At 42.2% G+C, this 21,331-nt stretch carries 21 protein-coding genes and 1 pseudogene; 16 read left to right on the top strand and 6 right to left on the bottom strand.

All coding sequences use genetic code 11. The annotated features are described in order from the left end of the window. Window positions 1–45: 45 nt before the first annotated feature. The 8 genes and pseudogenes from N39L_RS22490 (at window position 46) to N39L_RS22455 (ending at window position 6,701) form a co-directional block, all read left to right on the top strand. Window positions 46–921, top strand: a pseudogene (locus N39L_RS22490) (IS630 family transposase). A gap of 222 nt (window positions 922–1,143) precedes the next feature. Then, window positions 1,144–1,377 carry a hypothetical protein gene (locus tag N39L_RS22485; protein WP_014276437.1) on the top strand — a complete coding sequence of 78 codons (234 nt, stop codon included), beginning with the start codon at window positions 1,144–1,146 and terminating at the stop codon, window positions 1,375–1,377. 539 nt (window positions 1,378–1,916) lie between these two features. Then, complete coding sequence (arsB, locus tag N39L_RS22480) at window positions 1,917–3,065, top strand: ACR3 family arsenite efflux transporter (protein ID WP_014276436.1); 1,149 nt, start codon at window positions 1,917–1,919, stop codon at window positions 3,063–3,065. A gap of 7 nt (window positions 3,066–3,072) precedes the next feature. Further along, entirely contained in the window at window positions 3,073–3,717 is a 645-nt protein-coding gene (gene arsH, locus N39L_RS22475; RefSeq protein WP_006618237.1) for an arsenical resistance protein ArsH, read from the top strand. 26 nt (window positions 3,718–3,743) lie between these two features. Next, window positions 3,744–4,145 (top strand): arsenate reductase, glutathione/glutaredoxin type, encoded by a 402-nt coding sequence (gene arsC, locus N39L_RS22470; RefSeq protein ID WP_006618238.1) that lies wholly within the window; start codon window positions 3,744–3,746, stop codon window positions 4,143–4,145. Window positions 4,146–4,298: 153 nt separating this feature from the next. Next, entirely contained in the window at window positions 4,299–5,084 is a 786-nt protein-coding gene (locus N39L_RS22465; protein ID WP_014276435.1) for a Uma2 family endonuclease, read from the top strand. An 87-nt stretch (window positions 5,085–5,171) separates the two neighbouring features. After that, window positions 5,172–5,915, top strand: a complete 744-nt coding sequence (locus N39L_RS22460) for a Uma2 family endonuclease (RefSeq protein WP_014276434.1) — start codon at window positions 5,172–5,174, stop codon at window positions 5,913–5,915. 87 nt (window positions 5,916–6,002) lie between these two features. Beyond that, a complete protein-coding gene (locus tag N39L_RS22455) occupies window positions 6,003–6,701 on the top strand; it encodes a Uma2 family endonuclease (protein ID WP_014276433.1) in 699 nt (232 codons plus the stop codon). A 287-nt stretch (window positions 6,702–6,988) separates the two neighbouring features. Here N39L_RS22455 and N39L_RS22450 read toward each other — a convergent pair whose 3' ends face one another. Next, window positions 6,989–8,092: an alkene reductase gene (locus tag N39L_RS22450; RefSeq protein ID WP_014276432.1), complete on the bottom strand. Its 1,104-nt coding sequence runs from the start codon at window positions 8,090–8,092 to the stop codon at window positions 6,989–6,991. Between the two features lie 281 nt (window positions 8,093–8,373). Here N39L_RS22450 and N39L_RS22445 point away from each other — a divergent pair, with 281 nt between their 5' ends. Further along, window positions 8,374–10,113 carry an Rqc2 family fibronectin-binding protein gene (locus N39L_RS22445; RefSeq protein ID WP_014276431.1) on the top strand — a complete coding sequence of 580 codons (1,740 nt, stop codon included), beginning with the start codon at window positions 8,374–8,376 and terminating at the stop codon, window positions 10,111–10,113. A 175-nt stretch (window positions 10,114–10,288) separates the two neighbouring features. On the opposite strand, the gene N39L_RS22440 is transcribed toward N39L_RS22445, so the two are convergent. Beyond that, complete coding sequence (locus N39L_RS22440) at window positions 10,289–10,774, bottom strand: VOC family protein (RefSeq protein ID WP_006618242.1); 486 nt, start codon at window positions 10,772–10,774, stop codon at window positions 10,289–10,291. A 268-nt stretch (window positions 10,775–11,042) separates the two neighbouring features. Here N39L_RS22440 and N39L_RS22435 point away from each other — a divergent pair, with 268 nt between their 5' ends. Further along, on the top strand, window positions 11,043–12,326 hold the full coding sequence (locus N39L_RS22435) for a tetratricopeptide repeat protein (protein WP_014276430.1): 1,284 nt from the start codon (window positions 11,043–11,045) through the stop codon (window positions 12,324–12,326). A gap of 23 nt (window positions 12,327–12,349) precedes the next feature. Beyond that, window positions 12,350–12,664 carry a hypothetical protein gene (locus N39L_RS22430; protein ID WP_043468521.1) on the top strand — a complete coding sequence of 105 codons (315 nt, stop codon included), beginning with the start codon at window positions 12,350–12,352 and terminating at the stop codon, window positions 12,662–12,664. A gap of 58 nt (window positions 12,665–12,722) precedes the next feature. On the opposite strand, the gene N39L_RS22425 is transcribed toward N39L_RS22430, so the two are convergent. The 4 genes from N39L_RS22425 to N39L_RS22410 form a co-directional block, all read right to left on the bottom strand. After that, a complete protein-coding gene (locus N39L_RS22425; protein WP_157888729.1) occupies window positions 12,723–12,860 on the bottom strand; it encodes a hypothetical protein in 138 nt (45 codons plus the stop codon). A 107-nt stretch (window positions 12,861–12,967) separates the two neighbouring features. Continuing rightward, a complete protein-coding gene (gene bchB / locus N39L_RS22420) occupies window positions 12,968–14,494 on the bottom strand; it encodes a ferredoxin:protochlorophyllide reductase (ATP-dependent) subunit B (protein ID WP_014276428.1) in 1,527 nt (508 codons plus the stop codon). Between the two features lie 320 nt (window positions 14,495–14,814). Beyond that, entirely contained in the window at window positions 14,815–15,828 is a 1,014-nt protein-coding gene (locus N39L_RS22415) for a GGDEF domain-containing protein (RefSeq protein ID WP_231851984.1), read from the bottom strand. A 47-nt stretch (window positions 15,829–15,875) separates the two neighbouring features. Next, entirely contained in the window at window positions 15,876–16,160 is a 285-nt protein-coding gene (locus tag N39L_RS22410; RefSeq protein ID WP_043468517.1) for a hypothetical protein, read from the bottom strand. A gap of 214 nt (window positions 16,161–16,374) precedes the next feature. Between N39L_RS22410 and N39L_RS22405 the strand changes: the two genes are divergently transcribed. The 5 genes from N39L_RS22405 (at window position 16,375) to kaiC (ending at window position 20,737) form a co-directional block, all read left to right on the top strand. Further along, complete coding sequence (locus tag N39L_RS22405; RefSeq protein ID WP_014276424.1) at window positions 16,375–16,983, top strand: low-complexity tail membrane protein; 609 nt, start codon at window positions 16,375–16,377, stop codon at window positions 16,981–16,983. Window positions 16,984–17,152: 169 nt separating this feature from the next. After that, complete coding sequence (locus N39L_RS22400) at window positions 17,153–17,368, top strand: hypothetical protein (protein WP_014276423.1); 216 nt, start codon at window positions 17,153–17,155, stop codon at window positions 17,366–17,368. A gap of 164 nt (window positions 17,369–17,532) precedes the next feature. Then, window positions 17,533–18,390, top strand: coding sequence for a circadian clock protein KaiA (locus tag N39L_RS22395; protein ID WP_006618252.1), 858 nt, complete (start codon window positions 17,533–17,535; stop codon window positions 18,388–18,390). A 95-nt stretch (window positions 18,391–18,485) separates the two neighbouring features. Continuing rightward, on the top strand, window positions 18,486–18,800 hold the full coding sequence (gene kaiB, locus N39L_RS22390; RefSeq protein ID WP_006618253.1) for a circadian clock protein KaiB: 315 nt from the start codon (window positions 18,486–18,488) through the stop codon (window positions 18,798–18,800). 383 nt (window positions 18,801–19,183) lie between these two features. After that, window positions 19,184–20,737: a circadian clock protein KaiC gene (gene kaiC, locus N39L_RS22385; RefSeq protein WP_006618254.1), complete on the top strand. Its 1,554-nt coding sequence runs from the start codon at window positions 19,184–19,186 to the stop codon at window positions 20,735–20,737. Window positions 20,738–21,331 lie beyond the last annotated feature (594 nt).

The following is a 21,331-nucleotide window of genomic DNA, read 5'->3' as shown; positions in this document are numbered from 1 at the left end:
TTAGGACGTATAATGGAGAGGACGAGATGACTAAGAAGACCAAAAATGCCAGCCCCCTATAGTTACGACCTCAGACAAAAAGTTATTGATGCAATTGAACTAGACGGTATGCTCAAAACAGAAGCCAGTCAAGTTTTCCATGTCAGCCGGAACACCATTAATCTCTGGCTGCAAAGAAAAGCACAGACCGGAGACTTCCTCCCTAAACCTAATCACCGACCTGGCAATAACCACAAAATTACCGACTGGCATAAATTCAAGGCTTTTGCCCAAGAGCATGGCGATCAAACCTCCGCTCCAATGGCTGAACTTTGGGATGACGACATCTCTCCTCGCACCATATCCAGAGCCTTGAAGAAAATTGGCTTCACCAGAAAAAAACTTACGGCTACCAAGAAGGTGATGAGCAACAGCGAGAGGAGTTTATTGCTCAGATTGAACATATGGAGTCGGAAGGGTTGGTTTACCTCGATGAAGCTGGCATGAATAGTCAAGACTCGGATTACCCTTATGGTTACTGCGAGGAAGGACAACGCTTCGATGCCCTCAAATCCGGGAAGAGGCAGGGCAGGGTGAGCTATATAGCCGCATGGTGTCATCAACAACTCTTAGCCCCCGATCGCTTTGAGGGTTGTTGTAATCGGACAGTGTTTGAGTTGTGGTTGGAGTTCATCTTAATTCCAACACTGAAGCCAGGTCAGACTCTAGTGCTAGACAATGCAACGTTTCATAAAGGGGGACGGATTCCTGAGCTAGTGGAGGCGGCTCAATGCCGTTTGCTCTATCTACCACCTTATTCGCCAGACCTCAACAAGATAGAGAAATGTTGGTCGTGGTTGAAAGCCCGCATTCGCCATTGCACGTGAGCAGTTTGATTCTCTCGATGATGCCATGGATTCCGTTCTCCAAGCTGCGTCCTAACCACCTTGACTAATGCTATAACTATAGGGGGCTGGCATTTTTTGTCTTCTTAGTCATCTCGTCCTCTCCATTATACGTCCTAACTTTCCTGTCTTGTGCTATATATCCAACCAAGGGGTTGGAGTCCCCACTAGGCAGTTATTTCGGGCATTGCAGCCCTATTTGATGCCTCAACGTCTCGCACTGATGAATTGAACTTAAAAGACAACGAAATCAACAACGATGGATTCTAACGTATTACCAGATATAGTCAAACTAGGAACTGATGGCATTACAGTTTTTTTAGTCTGGCAGTTAATGAAGCAAAACCAGAAACTGATATCAGAGGTTAACTCCAGAGACAACGAACTAATGAAGCTGATTTACACAATCCTAAATCAATATAGGCAGTACCCAACACGATTAAGCGATCGCACTAGCCGAATTAACCGTCCCAGAGCAGAAAGCAATGAGTAAGTTATCATACTGGCCCAATGGATGACAGCCTACTGGGAAAATGGACAAAATAAGTACAAATTCCCACCTAGGACAAAAAAGCGATCGCATCAAGTCCCTGGATACCAATCTGAACTGCTACAATTCCAAGACTAAAGTAAACGCTTCGCCTCTATTCCTAATCTGACTCTGGGGCTAATGGTAAAACCCAAGTCTCCACTAGCCATCTCTGGGAAGGAGACAATATCAATATTTTTTGATTTCTATATATGACCATAATCGCAATTAAACAACTTATTGATAAAATTTGCTCTGCCAAAATTGTCTGTATTTACTTACCATACAGGATTATAGCCCATACGCTCTCCGCCATTTTTGCCAGATTATAGATATTCTGCCTACTTGACATATCAATTTTTTTTGAAATAATAGACACTATACCCAACTTGACAGGGACTAGAGGCCTGATTAATTAGGTTTCTGGGTCCCCGTGGGGTATGTATTTAGTCCCTCAATTTAGATATGGGGATTAAACCAAGTCCTAATAGTCAGGATTTAACATGAGTAATGATTCACCACAAATCAATAAATCAGCGGTGCAAGCAGGGGGTAAATTAAACGTTTTTGAAAAGTACCTAACCCTGTGGGTGATTCTCTGTATTATAGCAGGTATTGTCCTGGGTCGATTGTTTCCAGGGGTCGCCGTAACCCTGGATTCAATGAGCATTTATCAGGTGTCAATTCCCATCGCAATTTGTCTGTTTTTCATGATGTATCCCATCATGGTTAAAATTGACTTTACCCAGGCAGTTAATGCGGCTAAAGCACCTAAGCCAGTGCTATTAACAATGGTAGTGAATTGGCTAATTAAACCGTTTACCATGGTAGCTTTTTCGCTGTTTTTTCTGGGGTGGTTATTTCGACCAATTATCACCGGAACTGAGATATTAAGAGGGGCAGAAATTCCCATCGCTGATTCCTATATCGCCGGTACTATATTATTGGGAATTGCCCCCTGTACAGCCATGGTTTTAATGTGGGGTTATCTCTCCTACAGCAACCAAGGACTTACCCTGGTTATGGTGGCGGTTAATTCGCTGATGATGCTGTTTTTATATGCACCATTGGGACGGTGGTTGCTGTCGGCTAATAACTTAACTGTACCTTGGCAAACTATTTTATTATCAGTCCTGATTTATGTAGGTTTGCCACTGGCGGCGGGGATGTATACTCGCTATTGGATTTTTAAGTATAAAGGGAAGGCTTGGTTTGAAAGAGAGTTCCTCAAATATTTAAGTCCTGTGGCTACGGCGGCTTTATTAATTACCCTGATTTTGCTGTTTGCTTTTAAGGGTGATTTAATTGTGGAAAATCCCCTGCATATTCTGTTAATTGCTGTGCCACTATTTCTGCAAACCAATTTTATCTTTTTGATTACCTATGTGGCGGCTTTGAAAATGAAGCTATCCTATGAGGATGCTGCGCCAGCTTCTTTAATTGGCGCGAGTAATCATTTTGAAGTAGCGATCGCTACGGCGGTGACACTGTTTGGTTTAAATTCTGGGGCGGCTTTAGCAACTGTGGTGGGGGTATTAATTGAGGTTCCGGTGATGTTAATGCTGGTGAAATTTTGCCAAAAAACGGCTTTTTGGTTTCCGCGAGAACCGGAAAAAGCTACACTGCTAGACCCCCGTTGTTTAAAGTGTTAATTGAATCATGACTAATTTTGATCATCCTCCCAGAATCCTGTTTTTGTATGGTTCATTAAGAACGCGATCTTACAGTCGCTTACTAGCAGAAGAAGCCGCTAAAATTATTACGGATATGGGTGCGGAAGTTCGTTTTTTCCATCCCCATGATTTACCGTTACGCGATCGCTTTGATGAGTCTCACCCAGAAGTTCAAAAATTGCGCGAACTTAGTCAATGGTCAGAAGGTCAAGTTTGGTCATCCCCAGAAATGCACGGTAATATTACTGGTATTCTGAAAAACCAAATTGACTGGATACCTTTGAGTATTGGCGCGGTTAGACCTACTCAGGGTAAAACTCTAGCGGTGATGCAAGTTAGCGGGGGTTCCCAGTCTTTTAATGCCGTGAATACCATGCGAATTTTGGGGCGTTGGATGCGAATGTTTACCATTCCCAATCAATCCTCAGTTGCTAAGGCTTATCAAGAGTTTAATGAGGATGGAACTATGAAAGATTCACCTTATCGCGATCGGGTGATTGATGTCATGGAAGAACTCTATAAATTCACCCTATTATTGCGGGACAAGGTGGATTACTTAACTGACCGCCACAGTGAACGCCAAGAACTCGCCAAAAAAGCAGTTATTGAAACGGCACAAAAAGCACTTTAATTGTCAATTACAATTCTGGAGAAACCATGAAAAAAGTCATGTTTGTTTGCAAAAAAAATTCCTCTCGTTCCCAAATGGCTGAGGGGTTTGCTAAGGTAATGGGAAAAGATAAAATAGCAGTGACCAGTTCAGGACTGGAAAGCAGCGAAGTCAACCCTTATGCTATCAAAGCTATGGCAGATGTTGACATTGATATTAGCAACCAAACTTCTAATGCTTTAAGTGAATTTAAACCCGAAGATTATGACGCAGTAATTTCCCTCTGTGGTTGCGGTGTTAATTTACCAGAGGAATGGCTAACACGGGAGATATTTGAGGATTGGCAATTAGACGACCCAGCGGAAAAGCCGGAGATTTTCCCCAGGGTTAGGGAGGAGGTTAGAGAAAGGGTGGAAAAGTTGATTAAAACATTGTTACAGGATAACTAACCTGATTGAGGTTCTGGGGTGGGTTACTGTTGTTAATTCACCACAGAATCTGGTTTTAATAAGATCTAGTTATTTCGGTCAATCTTATATCAGCCCACTTAGTCTAGGGTGGGGTGTATAATATATATCAGTGCTAATGCGGAGTTAGGAATTATGATAGCAGTTGACAGCCTGACCCATAAAACTGATGTTTTTTATCCCAGTAGGGACGGAGAACCCTTGGCAGAAACTTATGATCATGTTTACGTTCTAATGGCGACTATGCTAGTTCTGAAAGAATACCTAAAAGACCGAAAAGCGACGGTTTTGGCTGACCAATTTATGTATTATGCGGCGGGTTTCCCTAAGTTGCGGGTAGCCCCTGATGTGATGGTGATTTTTGATGTGGAACCAGGGGGAAGGGATAACTATAAAATTTGGGAAGAGGGACAAGTTCCGGCTGTGATTTTTGAGATGACTTCTCCGAGTACAAAAGAACAAGACCAAACGGTTAAGAAGAATCTCTATGAAAGTTTGGAGGTGAAAGAATACTGGTTATTTGACCCGAAAGGGCAGTGGATAACTGAACAATTGCGGGGTTATCGTTTAGTGGGAGATAGTTACCAATTAATTACGGATAACCGCAGTGAAACTCTGGGTTTACGTTTACAAGTCTCCGGTAAAATTATCGATTTTTACCGAGAAGATAACGGCCAAAAATTGCTAATTCCTGATGAGTTATACGCGGCTTTGCAAGAGGCTACTTTGGCGAGGATAGAAGCTGAACAACGGGTAGAAACGGAAAAACAACGGGCAGAAACGGAAAAACAACGGGCAGAAACGGAAAAACAACGGGCAGAAACGGAAAAACAACGGGCAGAAACGGAAAAACAACGGGCGGATGAATTAGCAGCATTATTAAATCAATATCGCCAGCAATTTGGAGATTTATCAAAGTAAAATTATCTAGGTGTTTGGGGGTTGCTTAACTCCCAAATTTAGATAATCAGCTATAATATATATTAGTAAAGTGCGGAGTTAGGAATTATGATAGCAGTTGACAGCCTGACCCATAAAACTGATGTTTTTTATCCCAGTAGTGACGGAGAACCCTTGGCAGAAACTTATGATCATGTTTACGTTCTAATGGCGACTATGCTAGTTCTGAAAGAATACCTAAAAGACCGAAAAGCGACGGTTTTGGCTGACCAATTTATGTATTATGCGGCGGGTTTCCCTAAGTTGCGAGTAGCCCCTGATGTGATGGTGATTTTTGATGTAGAACCGGGGGGAAGGGATAACTATAAAATTTGGGAAGAGGGACAAGTTCCGGCTGTGATTTTTGAGATGACTTCTCCGAGTACAAAAGAACAAGACCAAACGGTTAAGAAGAATCTCTATGAAAGTTTGGAGGTGAAAGAATACTGGTTATTTGACCCGAAAGGGCAGTGGATAACTGAACAATTGCGGGGTTATCGTTTAGTGGGAGATAGTTACCAATTAATTACGGATAACCGCAGTGAAACTCTGGGTTTACGTTTACAAGTCTCCGGTAAAATTATCGATTTTTACCGAGAAGATAACGGCCAAAAATTGCTAATTCCTGATGAGTTATACGCGGCTTTGCAAGAGGCTACTTTGGCGAGGATAGAAGCTGAACAACGGGCAGAAACGGAAAAACAACGGGCAGAAACGGAAAAACAACGGGCAGAAACGGAAAAACAACGGGCGGATGAATTAGCAGCATTATTAAATCAATATCGCCAGCAATTTGGAGATTTATCAAAGTAAAATTATCTAGGTGTTTGGGGGTTGCTTAACTCCCAAATTTAGATAATCAGCTATAATATATATTAGTAAAGTGCGGAGTTAGGAATTATGATAGCAGTTGACAGCCTGACCCATAAAACTGATGTTTTTTATCCCAGTAGTGACGGAGAACCCTTGGCAGAAACTTATGATCATGTTTACGTTCTAATGGCGACTATGCTAGTTCTGAAAGAATACCTAAAAGACCGAAAAGCGACGGTTTTGGCTGACCAATTTATGTATTATGCGGCGGGTTTCCCTAAGTTGCGAGTAGCCCCTGATGTGATGGTGATTTTTGATGTGGAACCAGGGGGAAGGGATAACTATAAAATTTGGGAAGAGGGACAAGTTCCGGCTGTGATTTTTGAGATGACTTCTCCGAGTACAAAAGAACAAGACCAAACGGTTAAGAAGAATCTCTATGAAAGTTTGGAGGTGAAAGAATACTGGTTATTTGACCCGAAAGGGCAGTGGATAACTGAACAATTGCGGGGTTATCGTTTAGTGGGAGATAGTTACCAATTAATTACGGATAACCGCAGTGAAACTCTGGGTTTACGTTTACAAGTCTCCGGTAAAATTATCGATTTTTACCGAGAAGATAACGGCCAAAAATTGCTAATTCCTGATGAGTTATACGCGGCTTTGCAAGAGGCTACTTTGGCGAGGATAGAAGCTGAACAACGGGTAGAAACGGAAAAACAACGGGCGGATGAATTGGCAGCATTATTAAATCAATATCGCCAGCAATTTGGGGATTTAGGTTAATGAATAATTGTAGAGGGAGTAAATAACTGATAACAACCCTAAATAAATACATCAAGAATACAAGAATACAGCTTGTTCGTAAGTGGTTTAAAACATTACCCTGACCCTAAATCTCTCTCCCCCTTCCACAAACTAAGGAGCCAGGGGAGAGGGACTTTGAAGGCTTATTGCATGATTACTGGAAGGGCTGTAATAGTCAAGCTGGGTGCAATGTGAATTTGATTTCACGACACCAAGTTGGCGGGAAATGTTAATGAATCAATACTCTGTATTTGATGCTCAAAATACTAGCTGGGTTGATAAGTAGGAAAATCAGTATATCCCTGTTTATCAAAAGAGTACCAAACGGACATATCAGCCTGTGGATTTAAAGGCCAGTTATTAGTAAAACGTTCTACTAAATCTGGGTTACTAATAAAGGGACGACCAAAGGCGATCGCATCTGCATGACCGGCTTTAATGGTGGCTTCTGCAGTTTCCTGGGTATAGCCACAGTTACCGATTAAAACACCAGAAAATAGAGGTCTAAATTCAGGTAATGTCATGGGTTCTCCTAGTTTATGAAAACCAAAAGCCAAACCATCTAGGATATCAAGATAACCTAAGTTATACGGATTTAGTTGTTTGACAACATAAGTGAATGTTTCCCGATAATCTAGGGAACCCATATCATTAAAGTTGCCATTCGGTGAAAGTCTAACCCCTACACGATCGCTTGACCAAACGGTGAGAATAGCCTCGGTTACTTCTTTGAGAAACTGAAACCTTTTTTCAATATTTCCACCATATTTATCAGTGCGATGATTAGTTTTAGATTGCAGAAATTGGTCAATTAAATAACCATTGGCTGCGTGAATTTCTACCCCATCAAATCCGGCTAATTGCGCCCGTTCTGAGGCTTTCCTATAGTCTTCGACCACATTTGATATTTCCTCGGTTGACAAGGCTCTAGGAGTCTCGTAGGCTTGCTTACCAAGGGGAGTATGAATATAGTCATCATTGAGTTTAATTGCGGAGGGTGCAACGGGAAGCTGTCCGTTATGAAAGTCGGAATGAGAAGACCGTCCACAATGCCACAGTTGTAGAAAAATTTTACCATTTTTACTATGAACAGCATCAACAATTTTTTGCCATGCTTCGGCTTGTTGATCTGAATAAATACCAGGAGAATTACGCCAACCAATGCCCTGTTTCGAGATAACTGTAGCCTCGGTAATAATTAAACCAGCGGATGCTCGTTGTTGGTAATATTCAGCCATTAACTGATTAGGAATTCGCTCTTCTCCAGCACGCGATCGCGTTAAGGGAGACATAACCACGCGATTGGCGAGAGATAAACTCCCGATCTGAAGGGGACTAAGTAAGTTTTGGGAATTGGTGTTAACCGTCATAGTTTGATCCTGAATAATTAGGGACAGCCTATCATATAGCAATATTATGTTAGTTGTAAACTAGGGGTAGTAACTCTCTGGCTGGCTAGGGAGGATATAGACTGACTTAAAATCTATTATAATCGGGAGATTTTGGGTGAAATTATCGATATTTACTATTGACAAATTCTGGAGCTTGACTTATGATGAAATCATGGGAAAATGTGGCGGCATATATAAGCCTAAATTAATCATCCTGGTATTGAGACTGCTAGAATATCTAAAGACTAATAACTGTTAATATGCAACCCGTAGATTATACCACCCTGATAGCGTCCTGTTGTGAATTGCGGTCTAACTGGTTACCAGCAAGACTTGAACAGGTGTATCAGCGCGATCGCTTTACTATTTCTCTGGCCCTACGAACGCTGAAGGGTAGGGGCTGGTTAGACATTTCTTGGCATCCCCAAGCGGCACGAATTTGTATTTCTACGCCGCCGCCACGGGTTGCTGATACGTTCACATTTAGCGACCAATTGCGACACCAACTGAGTGGTTTAGCATTAGTAGATATTGCGGAAGTTGCGCCCTGGGAAAGGGTTTTAGATTTGCAATTTGCGAAGCGTCCGGGAGAACCTGCTCTCTGGCATTTATATGTAGAAATAATGACGAAATATAGCAATGTCATTTTAACAGGAAAAGATAACTTAATTGTGACGGCGGCGCACCAAGTAAGTTCTCAACAGTCTAGTGTTCGTCCGATCCAAACAGGCGATCGCTATGAATTACCGCCCGGTCTGACTGACCCCATTCCTAAGCTAGAAGAACCCCTAGAAAAGTGGCAAGAAAGAGTTAGTTTAATTCCCGATTTACTGAAACGACAGTTAATGAAAAGCTATCGAGGTTTAAGTTCGACTTTAGCGTTGGGTTTAATGGCGGCGGCGAATTTGGAAAGCGATCGCACTACGGACAGTTTAAGCCATGGAGAATGGGAAAAACTATTCCAGCAGTGGCGACAGTGGTTAACAGCGTTAGAAACGGGTAAATTTGAACCGGTTTGGACAGCCACAGGTTACAGTGTTCTGGGTTGCGGAAAGATAGGGGAAAGTCCGGGAAATGTGCAGGAACTTCTCAATGAGTATTACACCGAGGAATTAAACGGTCAAGAGTTCCGACAATTACAGCATCAAATCAGCCAAAAGTTGCAGACACTCTTAAAGAAATTGGGGGTAAAGTTAGCGGAATTTAACCAGCGCCTACAACAGTCAGAAAAAGCGGATTTATATCGTAGTCAAGCGGACTTATTAATGGCTAGTTTACATGAGTGGCAGCCGGGAATGAAATTAATCACCCTCGCTGATTTTGAAACATCTGCACCAGTAAAAATTCCCCTAGAACCGGAAAAAAATGCGGTGCAAAATGCCCAAAGTCTCTATAAACGCCATCAGAAACTGAAACGCGCCCGCATGGCGATCGCTCCATTAATTAAAGCAGTAAGGGAAGAAATCAATTATCTGGAACAAGTAGAAGCGGCTCTATCTCAAGTTGCTAATTATAGAAAACCGGCAGATTTACAAAACCTGAAAGAAATTCGAGGGGAATTAATCGAGGAAGGATATCTAACTATTCCCGACTATCGCCCCCAAAACTTAGGGACAGAAACGGAATTTTATCGTTATGTAACCCCTGGTGGTTTTGAGTTATTAGTAGGTCGGAATAATCAACAAAACGATCGCCTAACATTTCGGGTAGCCACCGACTATGATTTATGGTTTCATACCCAGGAAATTCCTGGAAGCCATGCTTTATTAAGGCTTCCACCGGGACAGGTTGCTGATGATCATGATTTGCAGTTTACGGCTAATATCACGGCTTATTATAGTCGCGCGCGCCAAAGCGAACAGGTCCCCGTCATTTACACCCAGCCGAAATATGTTTATAAACCGAAGGGGGCGAAACCGGGAATGGTTATCTATAAACATGAACAGGTTTTGTGGGGTGTACCTCAACAGGCGATCGCCCTTTTGGGACGAGATGGCTAACAAGTTAATTTTTTTTAAAAAATGTTGTGCTTTTTGTTACAATGTAATCGAGAGGTTTGAGAATTTATACCCGCTACTGAAGGCGGAACGCCCAACTCGGGTATCCTCAAATCGCAACAACAACGGTATCCTTATTTAGTTTGACCAGTCCCCGTCAGGAGTCTGGTCATTTTCATTAAGCCTGACCGGGAGCCTGACCGGGAAGTTGATCACAACGGATCTCTATCATAAATCCATCGGGGTCATACAAGTAGATACCGCGACCTGTGGGGCGGCTGATAGGTCCTCTGGCGATCGCCACATGATGATTCTGTAAAGCCTCAACAGCGGTATCAAATAGAATCGGATCAATATCAAAAGCCAAATGATTCGGCCCAGTAAACTCATGGGTTGGGTCAGGGTGGGGAGGTTGTAGGTTGGGTTCAGCAAATAAATCAATTACTGTGCCATCCCCGGTGACAAAGTTGGCTACTTTTCCGGCTTCAACTAATGATTTGAGGGTACTAGGAACCTCATCTCCGGTCAATTCATGGAGTCCGAGAACTTTGCCATAAAATTGACGAGAAGCCTTGATATCGGCAACATTTAAGGCGATATGATGGACGCGACGTAGCATCCCAGGGGTTAAGCACTTTTGATGGTGATTGGAGATAGTCTGCATGGTGATCACTCCGCCAAATAGCTATTCATCCATTCTAACTAAATTAATCTATAACTGGTGTGATATTTTCTGTGACTTTGTAAATTTTTGATGAAGTATATTGTAGCATATTTATTCCCGAAATGCCAGCCCAAATCAATCCCCATAATTCTATGTAAATCGGATTACCAATAGTTAGAGTATTCTGGTTGACCCCCACGATTATCCAAAAATTGCTATAATTGCCGATCAGATTAAACCCATCAACTCGACCATTCACAAATATTCTATGGTAAGACCGATTTTTAAGAGTATTAAAATTAGTGCGATCGCCTTAATGTTAGTAGCCGTAGGATTCCATTTTCCCACCCTTTCCGCCGCCCAAAATCAGTCGGAAGAAGTAGATCTAGGAGTTCTCGATCCCTTTGCGCCTAACCCCCTGCTGAGTCAAGAAGCTGACCCCTTATTACCGAACCCCCCCACAGACGGAAACATCCTCAGTGAAAGTCAGCAAGAAACCCTCGCCCCTGAACTCGATCGCCTGAACGCCGAAGCCACCACCCTTCTCGCGGCGGGAAATGCGATCGCTGCTTTTGAATTATGGACTAGGGAACTGCGTTTACGTCGCTATTTCGGACCCTTAGAAGAAATCGCCGCCCTGGAAAGAGTCGGGTTAATTTCCTGGGAAAATGGTCAGCGTCTCTACTTAGAATTTATTACGGATCGTCTCCATCAAATTCTCCTAAATAGCCCCGATCAGACTATCTTAGAAGCCCTAGGAAATGCCTTTGAAACAGTCCGCGCCAAAGATTATGGAATCCAAGCCTATCAGAGGCTTTTAGAAATTTATGCAGAAGATAATATCTGGCAAAAAGAAGGATGGTTAAATGCGATCGCTTTGATTTATCTTAACTGGTTAGACTATCCCCAAGCGGCGGCGGCTTACCGAGAATTACTCATAACTCAACAACAGATTGAAAACCTGCGCCAACGGGGAGAACTACCCCCGCCGCCACCACCAATAGAAAACGGAAACCCCCCACCTTCCCTATTACAATCTCTCCGAAATTTATCATTTATTTATGAGCAAATGGGGGAACTTTTAGAAGCGATCGCCACTCGTGAACAATTGGTTGAATATCATCTTAGACAGTCTAACTTAGTCCCAATTGCTGACCAAAAAATAGCGATCGCCACTAACCACGAACAACTCGGTCAATTCCAACAAGCCGGTGAAGCCTATCAACAAGCCTATCAATTTGCCATAAATATCCAACAATTTGAGAATGCTAGTATCGCCCTTGCGCGATTAGCAAAACTTTATGTTGACCAAAATCAAACTCAAACCGCCTTAGAATTATATCAAGCTCAACTACTGGTTAATCAGCGGTCATTCAATTTTTTTGCTATGATGAACACCTATGATAATATAGGAGAAATTCATCGGCAAAAGCAAGCATATTCCCAAGCATTACAAGCCTTTCAGAGAGCCTTACAACTCGCCCAACAACTCCAACATAAAGAGGATTATTTTCTCGCCAAAATTGATGAAATCAACCGCCAAATCAGATAAATAATCCCCCCCTAGCAGAGTATTTGATACCCCTTGTAAAAGTCATCAAGTCTCCCTATCAAAATCTAGTAGTTCGGGTTTTCAATAAATTACAACCCACCAAAATTGAACTTATAGACAACAAAAATGTCAATAAACTGCTAGGACGCAGTATAATTCTGGCGTGTAAAAATACCAAGATAATTCCCAGCGATAGCAGTATCCAACCCAAATTTCCAGTTTCCCTAGGAAAAGAGATCAAAGCCACCAAACCAGAAACCATCAATAAAACACTCCCAGCCGTTGACATACTTCCGAACAAATTGAGTGAAAGCCTGGTAGCCACTATGATATTTTGACCAAGAAAATAAATCCCCAATAACACTAGCGCCAATCCTACCAATGGTGTTATAATTTTCATAACTCTCCATGACCTTGGTTAATTTGTGTTAATGCTAGTTTAGCATTTTCCTCATACCAATGGGAAACAGTCCTCCACCCTGGTGAGTTAGTGGGAGTTGCTTTCCGTCCCGTCAACCCCTCACATAAACTCATAAAAATTCCCCACCAGTATATCAACCTCCATTATAGACTAAAATCATAGACTAAATAGATGGGTTTCTGGTGAGGAGTTTAACCTAGGGGAATTGGCTTATATATTACTAAGCACCTACGGACTCTTTAGCCGCATACATCACTTCTAGGGTAATTTCTTGAAAACCACGATCGCGGGCGAATTTCTCCGTATTCCGCTTGACCTTACCCCGCACAAAACCAGGAACTTTATTTAACTCAGCCTGAGCATCTTTAGACCAACTCAAATCAGAATCAGCCGAAATTCCCTTAGTAATCACTTCCTTGGTATCATGACCTCCGAAGATTTCCAATAGGTGATCTTCCATACCCAAGGTAAAAGAATTATACACTAAATCAGCCATCTGATTAGTTCCCTCATAGCCTAAAAATGGCTTATATCCAATGGGGAAATTTTGGATATGAATAGGCGCAGCAATGACACCACAAGGGATATTTAAACGCTTACCAACGTGGCGTTCCATTTGAGTGCCAAAAATAGCAGCCGGTTCAATACTAGCGATCGCATCGGCGATCGCACCATGATCATCACTAACTAAAACCTGATCACAGTATTCGCTAACTTCCTGTTTAAACCACTCCGCATCATACTTACAATAAGTTCCAGCCAAAACTACATGAATCCCCATTTCCCGCGCCAGAATTTTAGTCATAGCCGCCGCATGGGTATTGTCCCCAAACACCACCGCTTTTTTACCAGTTAAATTCTGACAATCAATCGAACGAGAGAACCAAGCCGCCTGGGAAACATACAGAGTTTGATTATTGATATATTCTTCATAATCAACACTAGCACCCTGAGCATTAATTAACTCTTGAATTTTGCGGATACACCGCGCAGTTTCTACCACCCCCATAGGAGTTATATCAACATAAGGCGTGCCAAATTCAGCCTGTAAATATTCAGCCGTCATCATTCCCAATTCCCGATAGGGAACTAAGTTAAACCAAGCGCGAGATAGATTTTTGAGGTTATGAACTGATGCACCTTCCGGGATGACCTCATTTACCTCAATTCCCAAATCTGCCATTAACCGTTTTAATTCAGTACAATCATGTTGATTATGGAAACCTAGGGTAGACATTCCCAGAATATTAACAGAAGGTTGCGGCGTTTTTTCTTCTGGTAAATCCCCTTTTTTTCGAGCTTTTTCAGTATAGAATTGCACAATTTGTTGTAAAGTGCGATCGGCCGCCTGCAATTCATTAACCCGATAGTGATTAACATCTGCTAACATCACATCCCCTTTCGCGTCTAACTGAGCGCGTTCTACAAAATTCGCCAAGTCTTCTTGCAGAATACTAGAGGTACAGGTAGGGGTCAAAACAATTAGATCTGGGGTTTCTTCCCGATCTTTACGAACAATATTATCAACCACTTTTTCCTGGGAGCCGCGCGCTAAGACGTGGCGATCTACGATACTAGCTGTTACTGGGGTGTAGTCCCTTTCCCGTTCTAACATCGATCGCATTACATTAAAGTAATCATCCCCCAAAGGAGCGTGCATAATTGCGTGTACATTCTTAAAAGAACTAGCAATGCGGAGTGTCCCAATATGAGCAGGTCCTGCATACATCCAGTAGGCTAATTTCATACAATTTTCTCCCTTAATTTATAATTACTGTTCACGGGTTATGGTGAGAGTCTCAATCTGCCAACTTGCTCGACAGTACCGAGTAAAAACACCTATTTTCCTAGACAATACTTATGGACTCTAGTGATTCAGTCTGCCACTTAAATAACCATTTGATCATGGGATGCAATGATTCTTATATTTATTGTTGAGATTTGTAAAAATTTGAGCTATTCCCTTGACAAAATACCCTGATTATCCCCCCATAAATAATGGGTAAAATTTCTCATTGTCTATCACCTATATATCCCCCATCTGGCTCCCTAACCGTTGCTTTCTGATTAAACTAATTCGCTATAGAAGCTAAAAACCCGATTTCTCCCTAGTTGTTTGGCTTCATAAAGAGCAGCATCAGCCGCCGCAATTAAAGTTTTAATTGAGGTTAAATAAGTGGGTATTTGACTACTGACACCTAAACTGAGGGATACATAGGGAGAGACTTTTGATTGAATATGAGGGAGTTGTTTATCCTGGATTGCTAGACGGATTTTTTCGGCGATCGCCTCCGCCGTTTCTAGATCAGTTTCAGGTAACACCACCGCGAACTCTTCCCCCCCATAACGAGCCACTAAAGCATTAGACTGATCAACATTTTGATTAATAATTTGGGCGACATTTTTTAAGCAATCATCCCCGGCTTGATGTCCATAATAATCATTATAGTATTTAAAGTAATCGATATCCAACATAATTAAAGATATGGGAAGTCTGACTCGATAATGTCTCTCCCATTCTACCTGTAGAAAATCATCAAATCTCCGACGGTTAGAGATTTGGGTAAGCTGATCAAGATTCACCAACATTTCCAGTTCCAGGTTGGTTTCTTGTAGCTGTGCTTCTGTCTTTTTTAACAGTTCAATTGAAAATTGGTGAACATATAATTGAGCCATTAGTAATTGTTGAGTATCTAATAATCTAAAATAGCCCTGATTAATCTGTACCACTAAAGGCTCATACAGTTCTTCGGTCGAACGCTTTAAGGCTGCACCTGCGGCTTCAGCAATTAAAACATTAGCAGGTAATATTAAAGGTTGAATCCTTAAAAAGCGGTACATAGACCGCAGAGGACGAGTCAAAAATAGTTCTCTACCATAGGGACGGCTGAGGGTACGCCAGAATTGTCGCTGAGAAATTATCCCCACGAAATCATCAAAATTATACAGTATAACGCCGGGAAGACTGCCATCATTTTCAAAAATTTTAGCCAGCACATTTCCCGGTTGATTGATATCAGTTCGGATATCATACAGCCTTAAATCTTGGAGAGTAGATTCTATATGAAGGTGGTCCATCATCACAAATTATAAAGGTTAACGATGATTCGCGACCTAATCCATTTAATCTAACGGATAAACCTGGGTAAAAACATTTGTACACTCAAAGCCACAGTCAAGATGATAGCGATAATAGCTCCACTCTGGATAGTAAATACACCGAACCAATCTAGCATTCCCATAGTGGTTAGTAACTGTCCTAACCAGGGGCTCCCTGGACATTGAAAATCCATACCAGTGGCCGAACACTCGAAAATATTAGCCAACGCGATCGCCAGAATAGCGATCGCCAAAGGAGCAATCATATAAATCAGGGAAACCCCGATCAGAATTACATTGATTTTGATCCACATTATTTTGCCTCTTCTCCATTATATCCCAAACTACCATCCTACAGTGACACTGTTACCGCCCCAAATCCCATCCCACTGGAGATGATATGAGTTTTCCCCTATTCGTTGTATGATGATCCTAAGTAGATGCAGGTTTTGCCGACTATTTGGCAAACAAACTAAATCATAACCAAATCTGCCACCATCAACCTTCAGGAGTACAGAATAACCCACCATGCAACGGTTTAGACTCGATCCCTTTCTCTGGATTCATTTGGCCGGATTGGCAACCCTTCCCATATGGCTAGGATTGTGCCTATTGGGATTTGCCGTGGGTTATCCTGTTTTTCCTGTCACCATAGAGTTTTTACTGGTGGCAGTCCTGGGTATAGTTCCAGTGCTATGGATGCAGTGGTTTCGCCCCTTCTATATATATAGCATTTTGGCGATCGCCATTAAGCCAGAACAACTCACCACAGAACAACAGCACATTCTCACAGGTTTTAAAACCCAACGCCATCAGGGTTTTGCCATAATTACCCCAGTTTTGCTGCTGCCAATTTTGTGGCAATTGTACCGCATCGCACCCCTAGCCACCGATGTCGCTGCCATACTTCCGAATTGGAGGATTTTGGGTTTAGCGATCGCAGCCATAGCCTTCTGCGGATGTAACCTATTTACCCAAGTGCCGATCAGTGTACTATTAGTATTTTTGACCTCCAAATCACAGCTAAATCAGCGTAATCCCCTATCACCCGATCAGATTAGCCAAGGATTTACCATAGTTGGCTGGAAAGTCGAGCGCATTTTACCCATCACCCCCAACCCCGAAAAAACGTCATAGCCTCATCACTCAGATGGACCATAACCCAGATCAATTCACCAATTATGCAGAGATTAGCTTAAACTTTTGTAAAATTGTCATTATGATAAGAGATAGGTTCAGCCTGATATTATGTCTGATCCAGGCCAATCAGGTAGAGCCACCACCACTGTTTAGTTAATGTACCGTCATGGCTCACTCAACCTCAATTTTCTGGAACCCTGATGCTGCAATGAACCGCCGGGACTCTCAGATCTGGTCCGATCTCAAACAGGCGATCGCCACCAGTTCAGGGTTCAAGCGTTGGCAGCTCGATCGCAATTCTCGGGAGAATCTCCAGAATCTCAATCTTGACCAACAGGTACGCATCTATTTACGGGAAACTCTAGAAACCTTAGCCTATTAATCAAGTATCATCAACCTCAAAACACCAGTAAACCCTAGTGTAAGCGATCGGCCTACACCAACCAGAATCAATAATCAAAGGAGTAAGAGCTTCTGATTGAACAGGAACCAGAAAAGCCAGCCGCAGTACCGAGCCACCTTTGGAGTCTGCAACTGTCAATATGTATGTTTATCCCATCGATTGAGTTATCTCAGTCGGTGTCCTCCTATTTGCCAAAAGAACACTACATAATTATTCAACCCGACTCCCCAGAGGAATTTATAGAATATGTAACAGAACATAAACACCAACTTGACTGTCTCATTCTGGAGTGGTCGCCTCAGTGGCAGGGTTTAGTTAATAAACTCCAGCAAAACTTAGTTTCCATCCCCACCTTAATCATTATATCTGATGAGCAGTCCCCTGTCGTCCAGCCTAGCCTAACTGAACCCTCCGAGAATTACATACTTTCCTCAACAGAAGTCCAGTTAAAAGGTCAACAAATTCATCTAATTCAAGGATATATTGATAAAGCCATTAGCCAATTTATTACCCATGCTGTCACCACTCGTCTGACCGATGAATCATCCTCTGTAGATACCCCCACAGAGTTAACTAATTTCATTGTTCGCCAGCAGCGAAGACTCATGGACAAATTACATGAGCGACTAGGATATCTAGGTGTGTATTATAAGAGAAATCCTAAAAATTTTCTGAGAAACCTGTCCAAAGCAGATCGTCAGAAGCTGTTGGAACAGCTTAAATCTCAGTATCGCCAAATTGTTTTAAGCTATTTTGCCAACGATAAAAATTTGAATAATAAAATTGACGAATACGTTAACACAGCGTTTTTCGGGGATATTCCAGTGACTCGCATCGTTGAGATTCACATGGATTTGATGGATAATTTTTCTAAACAACTCAAACTTGAGGGACGTAGTGAAGATGTTTTACTGGACTACAGACTTACCCTGATTGACACTTTAGCTCATTTATGCGAAATGTATCGTCGTTCCATACCCCGTGAGTCATGGGGAGAATGACCAGATAAAATCCCTGTCAATTTCATCATCGGTCTAATGTCAAAAAAATTTCTGTTACTCCCCCAAATTTTCATCTGATATCGGTAGATATATCTATGACTCCTCTGAAGAAAACTTATGTTCTTAAACTCTACGTCGCTGGGAATACCCCTAACTCAGTTAGAGCCCTCAAAACCCTTAAAGATATCTTGGAACAAGAGTTTCAAGGGGTTTATGCTCTCAAAGTTATCGATGTTCTAAAAAATCCTCAACTAGCCGAAGAGGATAAGATTTTGGCAACACCGACTTTATCGAAAATTCTGCCACCACCAGTGAGGAAAATTATTGGCGACCTCTCCGATCGCGAAAAAGTGTTGATTGGATTAGATTTACTCTATGAAGAATTAGAAGACGACGATTATAACTTCTAGGTCAGCCATCAACCCGAATTGGCTACCGTTGCTCCCCTAACTTTCAGCTAGGGGAGACCCTTTGCTATCCTGTGGCTGTTCAGGTCTCTGTGGGAAGATCCCTGCCTCTCCAACTGCTCCGGCTATCCACCGAGAAGTTCCAGGTGATCATATTCCCACTAATGCAGCTCAGATTATGATAAATAACAGTTATAGCAACCCACAGGCTCAATGCAACCGGGAACAAAAAATAGCCAATTTTTGATATCTACCTTGTGGTTATTCTCGATTCCCTTAATGCAGTACAATACCAAAGCCTAGATCTATATAACCCAATTTCCATAGATCCCGTTCATGGGGACATATAGAATACTCAGATTACAACGTTTTTCAAATCAATAATTATGGTCAATAGTAATCTCGGATCAGAACCCAATAAACGGAAATTAATTAGTGTCCAAAAAATCCGCACTATGATTGAAGGATTTGATGATATCAGTCATGGGGGAATGCCAGCAGGTCGGTCAACCTTGATCAGTGGCACTTCCGGTACAGGTAAAACTTTATTTGCCGTTCAATTTCTCTACAATGGTATCACCTATTTTGATGAACCTGGTATTTTAGTAACCTTTGAAGAGGCTCCTACTGATATTATCAAAAATGCCGCCAGTTTTGGCTGGGATTTACAGGGATTAATTGATGAGGGTAAATTATTTATTCTTGATGCCTCCCCCGACCCAGAAGGTCAAGATATCGTCGGTAACTTTGACCTGTCAGCACTCATTGAACGCATACAGTATGGGATTCGCAAATATAAAGCCAAGCGGGTTTCTATTGATTCCGTAACCGCGATTTTTCAACAATATGAAGCCGCCGGAGTCGTGCGACGGGAAATTTTCCGATTAGTGGCTCGTTTAAAGCAAGTGGGAGCTACCACCATTATGACCACCGAGCGAGAATCAGAATATGGTCCGGTCGCTCGCTTTGGTGTGGAGGAATTTGTCTCCGATAATGTCATGATTGTCCGAAATGTTTTGGAAGGAGAACGCCGTCGCCGCACCGTCGAAATTTTGAAGTTACGCGGCACTACTCACATGAAAGGAGAATATCCTTTTACGATTACTCAAAATGGGATTAGTATTTTCCCCCTCGGTGCTATGCGACTTACTCAACGGTCTTCTAATATCAGGGTTTCTTCTGGTGATAAAACTCTCGATGAAATGTGCGGCGGTGGCTTTTTTAAAGATTCCATTATTCTGGCGACTGGTGCTACGGGAACTGGTAAGACTCTGTTGGTGAGTATTTTTGTTAATAACGCCTGTCAAAGTAATGAGCGAGCTATTCTATTTGCTTATGAAGAATCACGCGCTCAATTGTTGCGAAATGCTCACTCTTGGGGACTTGATTTTGAAGCGATGGAACGTAAGGGATTACTTAAAATTATCTGTAGTTATCCTGAGTCTACAGGCTTGGAAGACCATTTGCAAATTATTCGCTCGGAAATTTCTGAGTTTAAACCTTCCCGCATTGCGATCGATTCTCTTTCTGCTTTAGCTAGGGGAGTTAGTAGTAATGCTTTTCGACAGTTTGTAATTGCTGTCACAGGATATGCTAAACAGGAGGAAATTACGGGATTTTTTACCAATACAACTGACCAGTTTATGGGTTCACACTCGATTACAGATTCCCATATTTCGACTATTACTGACACCATTCTGATGCTTCAGTATGTAGAAATTCGCGGTCAAATGTCTAGGGCTATTAATGTGTTTAAAATGCGCGGTTCTTGGCATGATAAGGGTATTCGGGAATATACTATCACCGAACATGGTCCCCATATTACTGACTCGTTTAGGGATTACGAACGCATTATTGGTGGTTCTCCTACCCGAATTTCTATTAATGAAAAAAGTGAGTTGTCTCGCATTATTGAGGGAGTTCAAGATGATCAGGATTGACGACTAAACCTTTACCGTGAACCTTTCCCTATCTTCAATGTCACGCATTACGACTCCCGTTAAGGGTGCGAGACGTTCAGGCATGAAATAGGGTTGAGATACCCGAAATAACCGCCTGGTGGGGACTTCAACCCTTTGGTTGAATATAAGGAACGCACTCCTGACCATCCCCATAACTGTTTATATGTCCCGACGCTTGGAGAAATCTAAGCAAGGCAGGGAACTCAAGGTCATAAACCAACTGAGAAATCAGGGAGTAGAGAGTAACGGCGATAGCCACCCCCAGTTTTGGGAATCATAACCCCAGGATTGAAGCGGGGAACGGAAGGCTCCGAGATACAACCTAGTATCAGAAACGAGACCACTGCCAACCATCCATGATTAGGGAGACCGAATGTCCGGCTTGAACCATCGTAAGAATCAAGTAGCGAAATAGGTTGAAACGCTGCGCTCAAAAGAGTAAGGGGAAAAGTAGGAGGCTCCTTATACTACCTACACAGACCTTTAAAGTACCCCGGTTCTGAGGACAAATCTAAAGATGGAAGGCCCATATAAACGGAACGTTTTAAGTCCTCCTGGACTCTGAGTATCTGG

It is taken from the genome of Limnospira platensis NIES-39 (genome assembly GCF_026000695.1).
Lineage (GTDB): Bacteria > Cyanobacteriota > Cyanobacteriia > Cyanobacteriales > Microcoleaceae > Limnospira > Limnospira platensis.
Note: the sequence above shows the minus strand (reverse complement) of the source record. Positions and strands in the feature narration are given on the sequence as shown.

Coding starts and splice junctions, on each gene's coding strand:
- N39L_RS22405 (WP_014276424.1), top strand. CDS start 16,375: ATGCAACGGTTTAGACTCGATCCCTTTCTCTGGATTCATTTGGCCGGA.
- kaiC (WP_006618254.1), top strand. CDS start 19,184: ATGGTCAATAGTAATCTCGGATCAGAACCCAATAAACGGAAATTAATT.
- N39L_RS22445 (WP_014276431.1), top strand. CDS start 8,374: ATGCAACCCGTAGATTATACCACCCTGATAGCGTCCTGTTGTGAATTG.
- arsC (WP_006618238.1), top strand. CDS start 3,744: ATGAAAAAAGTCATGTTTGTTTGCAAAAAAAATTCCTCTCGTTCCCAA.
- N39L_RS22460 (WP_014276434.1), top strand. CDS start 5,172: ATGATAGCAGTTGACAGCCTGACCCATAAAACTGATGTTTTTTATCCC.
- N39L_RS22435 (WP_014276430.1), top strand. CDS start 11,043: ATGGTAAGACCGATTTTTAAGAGTATTAAAATTAGTGCGATCGCCTTA.
- arsB (WP_014276436.1), top strand. CDS start 1,917: ATGAGTAATGATTCACCACAAATCAATAAATCAGCGGTGCAAGCAGGG.
- N39L_RS22400 (WP_014276423.1), top strand. CDS start 17,153: ATGGCTCACTCAACCTCAATTTTCTGGAACCCTGATGCTGCAATGAAC.
- bchB (WP_014276428.1), bottom strand. CDS start 14,494: ATGAAATTAGCCTACTGGATGTATGCAGGACCTGCTCATATTGGGACA.
- N39L_RS22450 (WP_014276432.1), bottom strand. CDS start 8,092: ATGACGGTTAACACCAATTCCCAAAACTTACTTAGTCCCCTTCAGATC.
- N39L_RS22440 (WP_006618242.1), bottom strand. CDS start 10,774: ATGCAGACTATCTCCAATCACCATCAAAAGTGCTTAACCCCTGGGATG.
- N39L_RS22465 (WP_014276435.1), top strand. CDS start 4,299: ATGATAGCAGTTGACAGCCTGACCCATAAAACTGATGTTTTTTATCCC.
- N39L_RS22410 (WP_043468517.1), bottom strand. CDS start 16,160: ATGTGGATCAAAATCAATGTAATTCTGATCGGGGTTTCCCTGATTTAT.
- N39L_RS22485 (WP_014276437.1), top strand. CDS start 1,144: ATGGATTCTAACGTATTACCAGATATAGTCAAACTAGGAACTGATGGC.
- N39L_RS22395 (WP_006618252.1), top strand. CDS start 17,533: ATGTTTATCCCATCGATTGAGTTATCTCAGTCGGTGTCCTCCTATTTG.
- N39L_RS22415 (WP_231851984.1), bottom strand. CDS start 15,828: ATGATGGACCACCTTCATATAGAATCTACTCTCCAAGATTTAAGGCTG.
- N39L_RS22425 (WP_157888729.1), bottom strand. CDS start 12,860: ATGAGTTTATGTGAGGGGTTGACGGGACGGAAAGCAACTCCCACTAAC.
- N39L_RS22455 (WP_014276433.1), top strand. CDS start 6,003: ATGATAGCAGTTGACAGCCTGACCCATAAAACTGATGTTTTTTATCCC.
- kaiB (WP_006618253.1), top strand. CDS start 18,486: ATGACTCCTCTGAAGAAAACTTATGTTCTTAAACTCTACGTCGCTGGG.
- arsH (WP_006618237.1), top strand. CDS start 3,073: ATGACTAATTTTGATCATCCTCCCAGAATCCTGTTTTTGTATGGTTCA.